Source organism: Chitinivibrionales bacterium (assembly GCA_035516255.1).
Lineage (GTDB): Bacteria > Fibrobacterota > Chitinivibrionia > Chitinivibrionales > FEN-1185 > FEN-1185.
The window spans coordinates 1-16060 of sequence record DATJAL010000044.1 but is presented as its reverse complement, the minus strand read 5'-3'; the positions used below and the strand labels follow the sequence as shown (position 1 = coordinate 16060).

The following is a 16060-nucleotide window of genomic DNA, read 5'->3' as shown; positions in this document are numbered from 1 at the left end:
GCCCTTCGGACCAGGGGAGAAGGGGTGAGGCGTCCTCCATAAAAATAGGTAATGTATTCTTCTAAAATCACCACACAATAAACGCGATCACAAAATCAAAAACCAGTATCAGCACGAACGCGGTCATCACCGCCTTGGTGGTGGAATTCCCCACACCCTCGGCGCCGCCCCTGGTTTCGAGGCCGAAATGACACCCCGTGAGCGCGATGATGGCGCCGAATACCGACGTCTTCACCACGCCCAGGATAAGGTCGCTTGGGTTGAACAGGAATTTGAGCCCGTTGATATAGACGAACAGCGTCATCTTCACCGAGAAGATCACCGTGAAGATGGAGCTGATGAAAGCGATCAGCTCGCTCCAGATCACGAGCATGGGAACCATGATCATGCACGCGATCATCTTGGGCATGTACAGGTAGCGCACCGGGTCGAGGTTGAGGCACTGCATGGCGTCGAGCTGCTCGCCGGTCTTCATGGAGCCGACTTCGGCGGCGATGGCCGTGGCGATGCGGCCGGCCACCACCATGCTTGTGAACACCGGGCCTATCTCATTGATGAGCGTCTTGCACACCGCGAGGCCGAGAAACTTGAGCGGGACGAAACCAGAAAACTGGTACACCCCCTGCGTGACCGTGGTGGCGCCGATGAAGATCGCGATAACCGAGACGAGTGGCAGCGAGTCGATGCCGATCCCGTACATCTGCTCGATGGAGATGGGGACGTTTTTCACGATAAGGGGAACGCGGGAGAAGATGCTCACGACCAGCGCGGCCATGCGGGCCACATGGGCGAGAAACGTCTTGCCGCCGGCCACGAGGGCAAAAAAGCCGCGCCCGACCTGGGAGACCATGCTCACGGCGGTCATCAGAATTGCGCCCCCTCGTCGCCGTGCGGCACGGCGAGATTCTCGAAGCGGGCATATTGCTTGACAAAGGCAAGATTGACCACCCCGGTGGGGCCGTTGCGCTGCTTGCCAACGATGATCTCGGCGATGCCCTGCTTGGTCGGGTCGTCCTTGGCGTAGAATTCCTCCCTGAACACGAACATCACCACGTCGGCGTCCTGCTCGATCGCGCCCGATTCGCGCAGGTCGGAAAGCTGCGGCCGGTGATCGCCGCCGCGCTGCTCGGGCGCGCGCGACAGCTGCGAGAGCGCGATCACCGGCACCTCGAGCTCCTTGGCGATGCTCTTTAAGGAGCGTGAGATCTGCGAAATCTCCTGCTGCCGGTTTTCCATGCGTATCGACGAGTCCATGAGCTGGAGATAATCCACGATGACGAGCGAAAGCTTCTGCTTTGCCTTGAGCCGCCGCACCTTTGCGCGCAACTCGAGCACGGTGATGCCGGGCGTGTCATCGATGAAGAGCGGCGCCTCGGCGAGCGGCCCCGCCGCGATGGCGAGCTTGGGCAGCTCGCGCTGCGGCAGCTTGCCGCTGCGCAGTGCGTGCATGTCGATGCGCGCCTCGCCGCACAGCATGCGCTGCGCGAGCTGCGCCTTCGACATTTCAAGCGAGAAAATGGCGGTGCAGTATTTGGCGGCCACCGAGGCGTGCAGCGCGATGGACAGGGCGAACGCGGTCTTTCCCATGGACGGCCTGCCCGCCACGACGATGAAGTCGCCCTTCTGCAGGCCCGACGTGATCTCGTCGAGGTCCTTGAATCCGGTGGGCACGCCCTGCACGCCGCCCTTGGAATAATTTTCTATGTCCTTGAAGGTCCTGGGCAGGAGGTCGTTGAGCGACTCGAACGTGTTCTTGATGCGCGCCTCGGAAATGCCGAACACTTTTCCCATGGCGGTGTCGAGCACGACGGGCGCCTCGGCGTCGGCGGAGAAGCACTCGGTGGTGATCTCGCCGGCCGTGGTGATGAGCTGGCGTAATGTCGATTTTTCAATGAGGATGCGGCAGTGGTGCTCGACGTTCGCCGACGTCGCCACGCTCGAAACGAGCTCCGAAAGGTACGGCTCGGCGCCCACGGCTTCGAGCAGGCTGCGCTTCTTGAGCTCCTCGGCAAGGGTGAGGATGTCGAAGGGGATGTTCTTTTCCGACATCGCTGCGAGGCACTGGAATATATACCGGTTCTGCGTGGCGTAAAAGCAGTCTTCCTTGATCAGGGTCATGGCCGTGTCGGCCGCCACCTGGTCGATGAGCATGGAGCCGAGCACGGTGCGCTCCACCTCGAGCGCCTGCGGCGGGATCTTATCTGTTGTAAACGGTTCGCTCGTTCTCACTTGCAGCATATACACCCAGTTCGGAAAAAATAATTTTGAGCTTCTTGAGGTCTTCCCACGCCGGGGTCTTGTTGGCCGGGTTGTGCAGGAGCGCGGCCGGATGATATGTGACAAAGGCGGGGATCCCTGCAACAAAATGCTGTTTGCCGCGCAGCGCGCCAAGACTTTCGGAGGTGTTGAGCAGTGCCTGGGCCGCAGTCCTGCCCATGAGCAGCAGCGCAGTGGGCTTGATGATGTCGATCTGGCCCGAAAGGATCCTGCCGCACGCGAGGATTTCCGATGATTCGGGGGTCCGATTGTCGGGCGGCCGGCACTTGAGCACGTTGGCGATGAACACGTGTTTCTTTCTGTCAAGGTCGATCGCGGCGAGCATCTTGGTGAGCAGCTCGCCGGCAGCGCCCACGAACGGCAGGCCCTGCAGGTCCTCGTCGCGCCCCGGCGCCTCGCCCACGATCATGAGCCTCGCGCGCGGGTTGCCGGTGCCGAACACGAACTTCGTGCGGGTCTTTCCCAGGCCGCATTCCATGCAGTTTTTCGTGGCGTGAAAGAGTTCGGCAAGCGCCTGCCGCACGGGATCGTTTTCCGCCGCCGGGGCGGCGGGGGAGGGAAAGGTTTTTTTTCTTGCCCCAATGAGATGCGAGACGGGCAGAAGCCGCGGTGAGGAGGTCTTTTGTTGCACGGGGCCGGCGGGCGATTTTTTCTGCGGGGAAGGGGAAGCCGGCTGCGGACGGCCGGAGTCGCTCTTGTCAAACGCCCTCAGCAGCGCCGTGGCGCTTGCGCCGGGGCCGCAAATAATATCGGGCATGCCCATTTCCCGCTGCTGCGCGACATAGGCGGCCGCCAAAACGCGCAGGTCATCCATGCGAAGGCCCCATGAGCGTGATGATGCTGGCCATGATTTTCTCAGCGAGTTCGCGTTTGTCTGCGCGGGGAAGGTGCTGCGCCGGTTTGTTTTTGTAAATGATGGCCGCGCTCGCGGCGTCGGCCTCCATGGCCGATTCCACCGCGTTGACCACCATCATGTCGCAGTTTTTCTTTTTCATCTTGACGCGCGCGGCAACTTCGTCGGCCTTGGTTTCAAGGGAAAAACCGACCAGGATCTGGCGCTTTTTCTTTTTTCCCAGGCCTTCGGCGATGTCGGGATTGGGCAGGAGCTCCACGGTCCACGAAGCGGCGCCGCTGCGGTGCTTTTTCCCCTGCACCACCTCCTTGGGCCTGAAATCGCCCACGGCCGCGGCCATGATGCAAATGTCGCATGACCTGAATTCCTTTTCGAGCGCGGCCTTCATCTCGAGCGCGGTGAAGACGCGCACAACACGGCAGCCGGCCGGCAGCGGCGCGACGGCCGGTCCCGACACCACGCACACGTCCGCACCCGCGGAAAGGGCCGCGGCGGCGAGCGCGGCACCCATCTTGCCCGACGAGCGGTTGGAGATCACGCGCACCGCGTCAAGCGCCTCGCTCGTGGGGCCCGACGAGATGAGCACCTTTTTGCCGGCAAGCGGCCGCGGCCGCCCCGCGCCGCGCACCCGTTCAACGATCGTCTCGAGCGGCAGCAGCCGGCCCGGGCCCTCGTCGCCGCACGCGAGTTCCCCTTCGTCAACAGGCAGCACGGTGCAGCCGCGCGCCCTGAGAGCGGCGATGTTGTCCTGCGTGGCCCTGTTGTTCCACATGGCGGTGTTCATGGCGGGCGCGATTATGGTGCGGTGTTCAAACGAGAGGGCGAGCGTGGTAAGCAGGTTGTCGGCGATGCCGTTCGCGATCTTGGCGATGGTGTTGGCGGTTGCCGGGCACACAAGCAGGAGCTGTCCCCATTTGGCAAGCTCGATGTGCGCCATGTCGTGACCGGCGGGGACGTCCTCGCAGTACACGGGATTGCCCGACACGACGCGCAGCGCCTCCTCGCCCACGAGCGGGCGGGCGCTCTGGGTGAGCACGACCTTGGCGCTGATGCCGTTTTTCGAAAGGAGCCGTAGGAGCTGCGGCATCTTGTAGGCGGCGATGCCGCCGGTGATGCCGAGGACGATGCGCTGGACGGGTTCCATGGGATAGTTTCTCCAGCAGATTTATCTGACGATAAAATAAAATCGCCGCAGAGGCAAAGAGGACACAGGGATGGCAAACAGTTTAAAGTTGGAAGTTGAAAGTTAAATGTGCTTTGCTCTTTTCGTTGCTTTCAACTTTCACCCTTCAACTTCCAACTCTATTTTATTTTTCTCTGTGCTCTGTGTCTCTGCGGCCACTCTTTTCTTCCTATCCTTCTGCCTCGTTTTCCTCGTTCTCGACGACCCGGCCCTCGAACAGCCGCTTGAGCGCGGACGTGGTTGGCTTGTCCTCGGGCTTCACGATGCCGAGCCGGATCTGGTCGTTGATGAAGCGGGCCTCCTGGGCGGCCATGATCACGGCCTTGTACCGGTTGATGCCCCGTTTTTCCAGTTCGTCAAGTTCCTGTTCGAGCATTGCTCCTCCTTGCGCGGCGCGCGCCGCGCGCATTTATTCTATGTTCTGGATCTGTTCCCGTATTTTCTCGATGTTTTCCTTGAGGGTCACCGATAGGTGCGATATCTCGGTGTCGTTGGCCTTGGAGCCGATGGTGTTGGCCTCCCGGTTCATCTCCTGCAACAGGAAGTTCATGCGCTTGCCCACCGGCTCGCTGCTGGCGAAGTCCTTGACAAACGCATTAATGTGCGCGCGCAGCCGGGTGCATTCCTCCGAAATGTCCATCTTGTCTGCCATGAGCGCCACTTCCTGCGCCAGCCGCGCCTCGTCGGCCGGGCCGGCAAGCAGCTTCTGGATGCGTTTCGAAAGCTCCTTTGAATACTCCTCGATGCGGTGCGGCGCGCGCGCCTCCACGTCCTTTAAAAGGCGTGAAACGGCGTCGAGCGTTTTTTTCAGGTCGCGGATCAGGTGCTCGCCCTCGTCAGCGCGCGAGCGCTGGAAATTCTCAATGGCCTTGGAAAGCACCGGGCTGAAATGCTTCCATATCGTTTTTTCATCAGCCTGCACCGATTCTGCTTTTATGAAGTCGCTGAAATGGAGCAGGTCGCTCAGGGTCGCATCGCCGGCAAGCTTGTATTTCCTCTTTATTTCCCGGAAGATCCGCAGATAATTCTCCACCGATGCCTTGTCCCAGGTGAGTTTCGCGTCGCCGTTTTCCCGGTCGCAGGAGATGAACACCGACACGCTGCCGCGCGGTATTGTCTCGGAGATGGTGGTTTTAATCTTCTGCTCAAGGTTGGAAAGTGACTTGGGCTGACGGATCTGCAGGTCGAGAAACCGGTTGTTGACCGCGCGCAGCTCCACCCTGAACGTGCCCGAAGCCGTATGCATTTCCGCTTGGCCAAAGCCTGTCATGCTTTTTATGGGCATACCATTCCCTTGCCACCGCCGGATGGTTTTATGGGTTCCATTTTCTGGATTTTCTGGAGAAAAACCTATTAAATATATATGATATCTATAGAATGGGCAAAGAAGTAGGGGAATAAAGCAATGAAAGATATATCTGGCGGGGGAAGTCGCATTGCGCGCCCTTTCAAGTTGGGCGCGCGAAATCCCTCGTTGCGGCCTCCTCGTCGCGCGGTCATCGAGTAGCCGCTCCTTGGAGCGGAGTATCGAGATGCCGCACGCCGGCGGTCACTGTGGTTCGCCAGCCACTCTGGTCTACGCATACCACGAGACTCCGGCGCCAAAGAGGGGGAGACGGTCCCCCTTAAAAAGAATTTTCAATTTTTTATGGTCAACTTTAATAAAATCCGATAATAACCGCAAATTGTCGCGCCAAAAATACTATTTTTTGAAATCTTCGGCCGATCAAATAAATACTCTTGCTTATAAGGCGATTTACAAAAAGGAAATACACCGGTGACCGATTCATATTCTCCCACATTGTGCCGGGAACTCGAACGGGCATATTGCAATTTGGGCCTGCACCGGCCCGCGCCTGTTTCGCGCTACGACGAGGGGGCACTCCTGTCCTACGACATGGAGCCCGTTGCCGCACATGGCGCCCAAAAAAAATGCCGCGCCGACCTGAGGGTGGAGCGTTTTGCGGGCGGCGGTTTTGCGGGCCAGGTTTACAAGGTGCGCGTGGAGAGCCTGGGACCGCAGGGAATTTCCGGCATTACCGTGGGCGGCGCGTATGCCTTGAAAATCTTCATCCCGCCCTCGGCGTTCTCAAAATGGTTCCGCGATGCGCTCTATGCGGTCGGGTTTCAGGGGGCCTTTCAGCTCCAATGCAATCCGGCCGCGGCAAAAAGCGGCGCGCTGTGGCAGAAGTTCATACGCAGGGCGGCCCGCGTGCGGTTCGGCGACGAACGCATGGTCAACGACGTTCACGCGATCTTTGCCGACGCAGCACTCGGCAGCATGGGGGAGATGAGCGACTGGATCGCGGGCCGCACCTGGCGGCTGGAAATTGACGAGCGCATGGACCTTCTCGGACTCTGGGCGCGGCACGGCAAGGTTGACGAAATGAAACTCGGATCGCCTGAATACCGGTCGAAAAAAAGGTTCATGGCCGATTTCGTTTCGCTTTTGCATGATGTCGGCGCTCATGAATTCGCGCGGCAGTACGAATGGAGCACCTGGAAGAGCCAGCCCAACTGCCTCAAGCGCCTCGAAACCGACAACGAGCCCTCCCGCGGGCTTGTGGCCGTCGATTTCAGGGCGGGACTTGCGCTTCTGCCCTTTTTACCCATGAGCCCCGGCGACGTTATTCTGATTTTGAAAGGGCTTGCCCGCGGCAGCATTGTCCAGTTCGACCGCGGCGATGTGAAAAAGCTCGAGACGTTCGTGGCATCGCACCGGGAACAGTTCCAGGACATGAACGGGCTACTTGATGAACTCAAGACCGCCGAGGCGATCTACCGCGATTCGGTCGCGGACATCACGCACCATCATTTCAGGATATTTTGCAGCGGCCGCCTCTGGAAAACAATGCTTGACAGCGCGGTCACCGGGTGGGGCGTCCGGCACGTGGTTGACACGGCAGGAGAGCTTGCTCTTCGAAAAAACAAGCTTAAAACCGTCCTTTTCAGCCTGATCGGATGCGTCCCGGTTGCGGGAAAAATCGTGCGCCGGCTGTGGTCCCATGAGGGCTGGCGGCGCCACTATTCGTTGCTGTTGACAAATACGAAATACCTCGGCGCCGTGGTCAGGGGCAAAATGCTGGAAATGGCGGCTGCATGGCACCGGGCGGGCCGCATTGACGAGCGCGAGGCCCGGGCCGTTGCGTCGTCGTTCGGCCTTTTCCTTTTCCACTGCTGCCTGTCGCTCTTGCCCGCTGTCCTCCATAAATTCCTGACAAACCGGGAATACGCCAAGGACCGGCTCGACTATATCTTTGTCCGGCCATTCCGGCTTTTCTTCATCAGCGCCGCGCGCGAGCGGTGGCTCCTTGACATGGTGGCCGAGGGCCGCGAGACGCGGCAGATCAGCGAAGAGGACGCCGGTACGATTATATCGCAGGTGAAGGAGCCTTTCATACAGAAGTACCTCAAGAGTCTTGCCGTTCACATCTGTTTGATGCCCACCACCCATGTCGTGGCCATCGCGCTCGCCGTCTGGTATGTGCTCTCGCACCCCGAAATGCCCCGGGCGCAGGCCTGGGCGGTGGGTGCGGGCATCGTCGCCCTGTTCCAGGTGATCCCCGTTTCCCCCGGATCAATCGCGCGGGGCATTTACGTGCTGTACCTTGTCATCAGGGAACGCAACGTCAGGGACTACAATATCGCGCTCGTGCTGGCCTTTTTCAAATATGTCGGGTATCTGGCGTTTCCCATCCAGATGGCGTACCGGTATCCGGTGCTTGCCCGGTTCATGGCCGTTCACTGGGCGACCGGCGCGGTGCACATCGTGCCCGTGTTCGGCGAGAGCGGCGCGCTTCTGGAGCATTGGGTGTTCGGCTTCTTTTACAATTGGCCATTGACAATAAGGAGCAGGGTGGCCCGCCGTGAAAAGCAGCGCGCAGCGCTGCCTCCCCGGCGCTGGCATGCCGTTGCGTGGGCAATTTGCGGCGCCGCGGTAATGGGCGCGGCCGAATATTTCTTTCAAAGCGGCTCCCATCATCTTCCCGCGTTCAAGGGGATAGTTTTGCCCCTCGTCGTCGTGCCGTTCATCGCGGGCGCGGCCGTCACGCTCGGGGCCGGCGGCGCAGCGCTTCAGATGCGCATCGTATCGGCGGCGGTTGCAGGTTTGCTAATAGGAATTCTTGCGACGATGACTTCAGTTTTTCTGGGTTCCGTGCAGACGGATGCCATTCACCTGCTCACCGGATTTTTATGGCGCATTTTTCTTTTCACCTTTTTCGCGGCGATAAGCGCCATTCTGACGGAAGTGTTCCTGCCGGACCGCGACGGCGTTTTGTAGGCCATGCATTATTTCTTAATTTTCTCGTCAGCTGAGAAATATCGATCGATACTGTCCCTTACCTCTCCCAGCCACGCCTGTCGCTGTTCCATGGTGCTGGTCACGACCACGCGGAACATCTTCCGGTAAAATTTATTCACTCCGCATAAATTAAAAATGCAATTCTTCCAAAGCATCTCAAGAGGGTCGCCGAATACTTTGCGCTCCCGTTTTTCAGGCGTGTTCGATGTGTTGAACACCACGGCGCATTTCGCCTTGAGAAGGCCGACGGGGGTGCCCGCGCCGCTATCGCCATCAAGAAACCTGTAGGCCACGCCCGGCCGCAGCACCCGGTCGACCCATCCCTTGACAATTGCGGGCGGCTGTTCCCACCAGTTGGGGTGCACGATCACCATGCCGTCGGCCGCTGCCGCGTCCCTGCAATGCAGTTCGATATCCGTGGGCAAAATTGCCTGGTCAGCGATTTCCTGGGAGGGAAGGGCCGGGTCGAATCTCTCCTCGTAAAGGTCGTGGAACAATACGGTGTGCCCGTTTGCCTCCAAGGTGTCCATGGCCGCGGCGGCAATGGCGTGGTTGAAACTGTTTTTGTCAGGATGGCCGAGGATCATGAGAATTTTCATTGAGGACCTCACTGAAATAACTACAGTGATAAATAAATACGTTTTGACAATGCCCAAGGCAATCGAGTCGGCGCATTGTTTATATTGGGAACGAGACGGCAATGCCTTGTTATTCATCCGGAGAAAAAGAATATGCCATTATTTTTTATCCTGATAATCGCGTTTTCAGCCTGGGCCGGCGTCTCCGAAACCGGCCTCCTTTCTTCAAGGCCCATTTCCGACCAGGCCTATGGAACACCGCGCTTCACCGACCCCGACGCTTACAACGAATACGACGCCTTCGGCTCTCCGCTCGGGATTTTTGAAAAAGAGAGCAGCAGCGTGCACCTGGAACTGGGCTGGAACATGCTCTCCCTTGTAAACGCGAAAACCGCCGACAGCGGCAGCGAATCGTCGAACGTACCGGTGATTCCGGAATTGACAGTGGGGAAAAGGGACATTCTCTACCTCATGTTCGATTACGAGCCGGCATGGCTCGAGCGGACATCGGCGGGCCAGACGCTTTCGCTTGCGCCGCTACACCGGTTCGGCGTCACGGTCGCGGCGGAAACGCCCGCAAAATACATGCGGTTCGGCATCGTCGCAACCGGATACACCGGAACGCTCACCACATCGGCCGGCCAGGATTCGCGCACCGTGATGGGGCTCACGCGGCTTTCGGCGTATCTTGGCAGCCAGGTGCACCCGCTCGTGAGGATCGGGATCCACGGCGGCGCAACGGGAAACCTCGACTCGCTCAGGGACCTCACCAACACCTTCGAAGACCGTTTTTTTTACGGCACCATTCCCTCGTACGGCGGCGACGTGAACATCGGCACGGAAGGCGTGCCGGTGCAGAGCAATTTCAACCTCGACATCGCGTCAAACCATTTTGTGTACGTGACCAAGGGCATGGCGCCGCAGAAGCCGGACGGCAACGAGGACGCGCTCGTGGGCGACAGCGTTTCGTGGCAGTGGAACACCATCGGAAAAATCGGGTACGCGGGATTCACCTATCAGCCTGCGCTGTCGATGGAATACTGGCGAAATAAAATCCAGGACTATGCGCCGGGTCCAAAGAACTATCCGCTGCAGTACGGTCCGGCCCGCGGCGACACCAACTGGGCGTTTTCGTCGTTTACTTTGGGGATCGGAGCATCTTCGCTTCTGCAAACCTACGGAAAAGCATGGTTCGAATACGGCCACGAATTTTTCTGGGCCTCGTTTGGCGCGGGCGCGAACACGCCGGGCAAGAGCCGCGGCTACGATTACATCGGGCTTGGGCTCGAAGGAAATGTGAATGCGGTGCCCGGCCTGCGCATTCCCAAGTCCGTTGAGGCATTCTGCCGCCTCGGCTACGACAACATGCGCCTCAACTCGCGCTGGGGCCAGTACCACGGGGACGAATTCCGGCAGTTCACGCCCGTGGAGGCGCGCTCCCAGTTTTCCAATGACAACGGCGAGTACAGCCTTGCCTTCGGGAGCGACCAGCGCGTGAGCCGGTTCTCCCTGGGCGCCGGCGGAACGTTTTTCAACCGGATGCTGGGAGCGGATTTCACGCTTGCATTTTTGTCAGGCCAGGAAAGCGGGTTTGAGTTCGGCGTCGGGGTGGAGTTTATGTTGAAGGGGAAGAAGGAATAAGACGGGCAGGAACAGGCAAAGCGGGATGATAATCGATTAAAGGGAATAATATTATGGTGAAGATATGAATCGGGGCGGATTGCGTGGACTGTTTTTCAGGTCGGCACTCGGGCCGCTTGTGAAACTCACCCGGCACGGAAAAAATAAGATGAGCGGGCTCGGACAGCACGAGCGGCGAATCCTCCCGCCTCGCACTAATTGGGCGAGGCGGGGGAACGAACAACTCTATTTTTAATTATTTATTATTCTCATCCATAAACTTCAACTCCTGATACAGCATCTCCACCAGCGGCATTTTTGCTCCCGCCTTTTTTGCTGCTTGTAAAGGATTCCCGAATATCGCCTCAACTTCCATCGGCCTTTTTTCCTTATAGTCAATTATCATGCTCGTGCGGTAGGGCGTCATGGAATCGGTGTCGGAAATCATCTTGGCGACAAATCCCTCCTCAATCGGGTGGCCGCAGGCCCTTGCGGCCGCGCGCACTTCGTGCATGAGATTGACGACGAGTTCCCGCGACTGGGGGTTTTTGTTAATTGCATCCGTCAAGGCGGACAGCACCACCGAAAGCCCGCTGTAGGGGATGTTCCACACCAGCTTTTTCCACCGCGCCGTGCCGAGGTCGGGCGCCGTATGCACGGTGATCCCGGCCCTGGTGAAATCGGCGGCGACTTCCTTGATGAGCGGGGTGATGCCGCTCGGCGTATCGTCTTTTGTAAACTGGGCTACGGTGACATGCCCGAAATCAAGATGCATAATATGGCCAGGGCCGGTTTTGTTCGAGCAGATGAAACAGAGAACGCCGAGCACGCGTTCGGGCCCAACGATTTTGGCGACCTGCTCCTCGTAGCCGAAGCCGTTCTGCATGACGAGCACCGCGCCGTCTTTCTTGACAACCGCGGGAAGAATTTCCGGGAGAATGTGGTTTGCCGTCGCCTTGAGCGTAATCGCGGCGACGTCGCAGGCCGGCATGTCCGCGGCGCTGCTGTAAACATTGACGCGGGGGAGGGTGAAATTGCCGTCCTTGGATTCGATGACAAGGCCGTTGTCGCGGATGTACCGGTAATCGTTGCGGGCGAGAAAATGAACGTCGAACCCGGCGGCAGCAAGTCGTGCGCCGTAATATCCGCCGATGGCGCCTGTGCCGATGATTGCGTATGATTTCACTTTGAATAAAAAAGCGGGGAGCTTGCCCGGCTTATTCCGGCGCAGGGAGCTGCTGCTGCCACAGCCTGAGGGAAATAAGCTCAGGCCTCCGGTAATGCAGTATGGAGAGCATCCCCACAAAGAGAAAGCCGGATGAATAAAGCACGAGGAACGGGCTCACGATCGCGTTTGAAAATCCGATGAAAAGCCACAGGCCGGTCAGGCAATAGAGTCCGCAAAAAAGCTCGATCATCCACGTGATGTCTTTGAGGGGCTTGTATGAAGTCTTCGCGTACTGGCCTTTTTTGGGAGTGCGGAGAAATTCGGAATTCTTGCGGAACAGGGCTTCGATGACGGCCCTGGCGTTGTTCACGGCCAGGCCCGTGCCGATAAGCATCATGGCCGGAACCATGAGGATTTTTCTCCTGATTTTATGGCCGAGATAATGCTGCGAAATCATATACATGCTGGCCGGGCCGCTCGTGGCGAGAATCATCGTGGAGATGACGCTTGCGAGAATGGCCGGATGCAGATAGACTTTGAAGAAAAACAGCACCGGCAGCGTGAGAAAGGCGAGCATGAGCATGAGCGGGTGCACCGAATAATGGGTCAGATGGAGAATGGCCTGGAGAAATTTGAAAATCGGGAGTTTTTTCCGGTACAGGAGCGGGATGATCTTGAGCGCGGTCTGTATGGAACCTTTTGCCCACCTGAACTGCTGGTTCTTGAACGCATTGATATCTTCGGGCAGTTCGGCCGGCACTTCGAGGTCGGGCACATATTCGGTTTCCCAGTCCTTGAGCTGCATGCGGTAGGAGAGGTCCATGTCTTCGGTGAGCGTGTCGTGATGCCAGCCGCCGCTGGATTTAATGGCCTCACGCCGGAAAACGCCGGCGGTGCCGTTGAAATTCATGAAGAGGTTGTTCCAGCTGCGGGCGGCCTGTTCCACCATGAAGTGGCCGTCGATGCCCATTGCCTGCTGCCGCGTGATGAGGGACGCCGTGCTGTTCAGATGCGCCCATCTTCCCTGAACGAGCCCGAGTTTCGGCCTGTTGATGAAAAAGCAGATTGACTTCTTGAGAAAATCCTTGTGCGGCACGAAATCGGCGTCGAAGATGGCGACGAATTCTGCTTCGGTGCGTTCGAGGCCGTATTGCAGCGCGCCGGCTTTGAATCCGGTGCGGTCTGTCCTGCGGATCACCGATATTCTGTGGCCCTGCGCCGCGAGACGCGCAACTGTCTTGTCCACCAGCTCGCGCGTTTCGTCCTTGCTGTCGTCAAGGACCTGGATTTCGTGCTTTGAAAGCGGGTAATCCATGGCGGCAACCGCCTCGATGATCCTCTTGGCAACGGTTTTTTCATTGTACATGGGAAGCTGCGTCACCACGGTCGGGTATCCTTTTTCATCGGTGATCGAATCGAAATAGTTCATGGTGCGCCGTTGAAAATCAAGCTTGACAGGCCGCTTCCTCAAATAGAGGTAAGTGAGTATGTAACACTGCGCACCGTAGGCTAGAAGAGCTATTGAGCACATGACGTAGAGCGTACATACGATGACTGGGATCATAAATTTTTACCTGCTTGTAAGGATGAACAAGAGTCCGGGCCGTTAAAATGGATCAGGCGAAAAATTTAATAGGATTTAATATAATATATTGGGATTTACGGTACAAAAACAGTTATAGAAATAAAATAAATTCAAAGGGAGGGGGCAACCAATAAAAAATGAAGGTTCTTTACCGCCCGGGCAGGGAGGCGGTTTTAAGGAAAAGCTCATCGAGATCGTTCTGGATTTCATTGAAAAGCCTGGCGTCCCTGAGGATGTCGGCCATCCGGAGGTTTTCCCAGCCGCTCTGGCGGAATCCCGCAACTTCGCCGGGACCACGCATCGAAAGATCCATTTCGGCTATGTCGAACCCGTTGTGGTGCGCGCAGAAATAAGACAGCCGCTTATGGGCGGGGGTGCCCTCTGCCGCATCGGCAAGAAGGAAGCAATAGGATTTTTTTGGCGACCTTCCGACCCTTCCGCGGAGCTGATGAAGCTGCGACAGGCCGAATCGCTCGGCGTTTTCGACGATAAGGATTGTCGCGGCCGGGATGTCTATCCCCACCTCGATGATCGTGGTTGCTACAAGCGCCTTGATTTTTCCGGCTGCGAATTTTTTCATGATCTCCTGCCGCTCGTCCGGGTCGGTTTGCCCGTGCACCAGCGCCATTTCAATTTCCGAGAATGCGCCCTTTTTAAGGGAATCATAAACGGTCTGCACGTCCTTGAGATTCTGATCTTCATCCGGGCCATCGTCCCGCTCGATCCTCGGGACCACATGGAACACCTGGCCGCCGTTCGTCTGAATTTCCTTGAGCACGAAACGTTCCATGTCGCCCCGTTTGTTTTCCGGCACCAGGTGGGTGCTCACCGGCATGCGGCCGGCGGGCAGCGACTGCAGCGACACGACGTCCAGGTCGCCGTACAGGGTTTTGGCAAGCGTCTGCGGAATGGGCGTGGCCGACATGACCAGCAGGTCGGCCGCCGCGTCTTTTTCCGCAAGCAGGAGGCGCTGCTGCGCGCCGAACTTGTGCTGCTCGTCAATCACGATCATGCCGAGCTTCCTGAATTTCACCCACGGCTGCAGCAGCGCATGGGTGCCCACCAGGAACCTGAGGCCGCCGCCGGAAAGCCCCTTGGCGATGGCTGCACGGTCGGCCGGCGCGCTCCGGCCCGTGAGCAGGTCATGCCGTATGTCAAGCTGATCGAGCCACCGCGAGAGCGTCGTGAACGCCTGGCGGGCGAGGATTTCGGTGGGCACGAGCCATGCAACCTGCATACCCTGGTTGAGCGCGGGCAGGCACGCGAAAAACGCCACCACGGTCTTGCCCGATCCCACGTCGCCCTGCAGGAGCCGGTGCATGCGCCGGTCGCCGGCCGCGTCGGCATGCAGCACGGCAACGGCCTTTTTCTGGCCGTCGCTGAGCGTGAAGGGAAGCAGTCGCTCGATTTTTTGTGGAAGCGCGCCCGGTTCCATGCTCCGGCCCGGAAGCGCGAACTTGCGCCTGCTCCAGCGTAGAGTGAGGGCGAGCTTGTAGAGTTCCTCGTATACCAGGCGTGCGTTAAAGGCGTCAAGGCGCCGGGGGTCGGCGGGACGGTGGAGCGCCGAAATGCATTTGTCAAGCGGCGGGAAGCCCCGTTTCTCCTCGATGGCGTGCGGCAGCAGCTGCGGAAAGTGCTGGATGTTCCGCAGCGCCCAGTCGATTGACTTGCGCAACAGCTTCTGGCCGATCCCCGCGTTTTCCATGGCAAGCGAGAGCGGGTACACCGGAAGGAACAGCACGTCGGGCACCTGCGCGTTTTCGGCCAGCCGTTCGGTCTGCGGGTGGACCATCTGCACGCGGGTGTGGTACGAGACCGTTCCGGTGCAGAGCACGCGCTGGCCCACGCTCAGGACGTTGCGGAAATACGGGATGCCGGCGAACCAGAGAGCTTCCATGGTGCCGGTCGCGTCGGAAAGCTGTATCCTGAACCGCGGCCGCCTGCCGCGCTCGACCCGTGTTCTGGTGATCTCTCCGATCACGTTGACCACAGAACCGATCTGGTTGTGGCATTCGGATAGTGGAGTTATCTTGGACCGGTCTATGTAGCGGCGCGGAAAATGGTACAGAAGATCGCCGAGGGTGAATATGCCCGATTCGCTGAGCGCGGCGGTCCGTGTGGTTCCCAGGCCGGGAATGACGCTGACCGGAGTGAGAAAGTCGATCCTGAAATCAATTGAACGCGGCATGATTCGTTGTTCTTTGCGCGGTTATTTCGGCACGATGCACGTATTATTGTTATTAAACATACTATCTTGAATGGACAAATAAAAAGGGTAAGGATTCAGGATGTATTTTTACAATCTAAATCTTTTTAGGGGGAAGTTTCCCCCGGGGGTGTAGCTTTCCCGCGGCGCACGCTGATCGTGTCAATCAAAACATTATAGCGCGGCGCGGGACGATCTGCACTCACACCCCCTCCTGGGTGCGGCCGGGCGCCGACCTGAGCCTAAGCTTTGGCGAAGGCGAGGGGAACGCCCTGATTTAATTTTAT

The 16060-nt window shown here is 58.4% G+C and carries 12 protein-coding genes; 2 read left to right on the top strand and 10 right to left on the bottom strand.

What is annotated here, in order from left to right; genetic code table 11:
* Window positions 1-67 precede the first annotated feature (67 nt).
* From VLX68_12215 to VLX68_12190, 6 genes are all read right to left on the bottom strand, one after another.
* Window positions 68-865, bottom strand: coding sequence for an ABC transporter permease (locus VLX68_12215; protein ID HUI93004.1), 798 nt, complete (start codon window positions 863-865; stop codon window positions 68-70).
* Window positions 865-2238, bottom strand: coding sequence for a replicative DNA helicase (gene dnaB, locus VLX68_12210; protein ID HUI93003.1), 1374 nt, complete (start codon window positions 2236-2238; stop codon window positions 865-867). Before dnaB ends, VLX68_12215 begins: the two co-directional genes overlap by 1 nt.
* Window positions 2198-3091 carry a uracil-DNA glycosylase gene (locus VLX68_12205; GenBank protein HUI93002.1) on the bottom strand — a complete coding sequence of 298 codons (894 nt, stop codon included), beginning with the start codon at window positions 3089-3091 and terminating at the stop codon, window positions 2198-2200. Before VLX68_12205 ends, dnaB begins: the two co-directional genes overlap by 41 nt.
* A complete protein-coding gene (gene coaBC / locus VLX68_12200; GenBank protein ID HUI93001.1) occupies window positions 3084-4274 on the bottom strand; it encodes a bifunctional phosphopantothenoylcysteine decarboxylase/phosphopantothenate--cysteine ligase CoaBC in 1191 nt (396 codons plus the stop codon). The genes VLX68_12205 and coaBC overlap by 8 nt, the downstream gene beginning before the upstream one ends.
* 208 nt (window positions 4275-4482) lie before the next feature.
* A complete protein-coding gene (gene rpoZ, locus VLX68_12195) occupies window positions 4483-4689 on the bottom strand; it encodes a DNA-directed RNA polymerase subunit omega (GenBank protein ID HUI93000.1) in 207 nt (68 codons plus the stop codon).
* Window positions 4690-4722: 33 nt separating this feature from the next.
* Window positions 4723-5598, bottom strand: a complete 876-nt coding sequence (locus VLX68_12190) for a YicC/YloC family endoribonuclease (protein ID HUI92999.1) — start codon at window positions 5596-5598, stop codon at window positions 4723-4725.
* Window positions 5599-6090: 492 nt separating this feature from the next.
* On the opposite strand from VLX68_12190, the gene VLX68_12185 reads away from it, so the two are divergent.
* The gene (locus VLX68_12185) at window positions 6091-8595 is read left to right on the top strand and encodes a hypothetical protein (GenBank protein ID HUI92998.1); all 2505 of its coding nucleotides are present in this window, start codon (window positions 6091-6093) and stop codon (window positions 8593-8595) included.
* Window positions 8596-8603: 8 nt separating this feature from the next.
* Here the strand turns inward: VLX68_12185 and VLX68_12180 are convergent, their stop codons facing one another.
* Complete coding sequence (locus tag VLX68_12180; protein HUI92997.1) at window positions 8604-9215, bottom strand: NAD(P)H-dependent oxidoreductase; 612 nt, start codon at window positions 9213-9215, stop codon at window positions 8604-8606.
* Window positions 9216-9347: 132 nt separating this feature from the next.
* On the opposite strand from VLX68_12180, the gene VLX68_12175 reads away from it, so the two are divergent.
* A complete protein-coding gene (locus VLX68_12175; GenBank protein HUI92996.1) occupies window positions 9348-10835 on the top strand; it encodes a hypothetical protein in 1488 nt (495 codons plus the stop codon).
* Window positions 10836-11070: 235 nt separating this feature from the next.
* On the opposite strand, the gene VLX68_12170 is transcribed toward VLX68_12175, so the two are convergent.
* From VLX68_12170 to VLX68_12160, 3 genes are all read right to left on the bottom strand, one after another.
* Window positions 11071-12000, bottom strand: coding sequence for a putative 2-dehydropantoate 2-reductase (locus VLX68_12170; protein HUI92995.1), 930 nt, complete (start codon window positions 11998-12000; stop codon window positions 11071-11073).
* Between the two features lie 31 nt (window positions 12001-12031).
* Complete coding sequence (locus VLX68_12165; GenBank protein HUI92994.1) at window positions 12032-13546, bottom strand: glycosyltransferase; 1515 nt, start codon at window positions 13544-13546, stop codon at window positions 12032-12034.
* 169 nt (window positions 13547-13715) lie between these two features.
* On the bottom strand, window positions 13716-15755 hold the full coding sequence (locus VLX68_12160) for an ATP-dependent DNA helicase RecG (GenBank protein HUI92993.1): 2040 nt from the start codon (window positions 15753-15755) through the stop codon (window positions 13716-13718).
* Window positions 15756-16060: the final 305 nt, after the last annotated feature.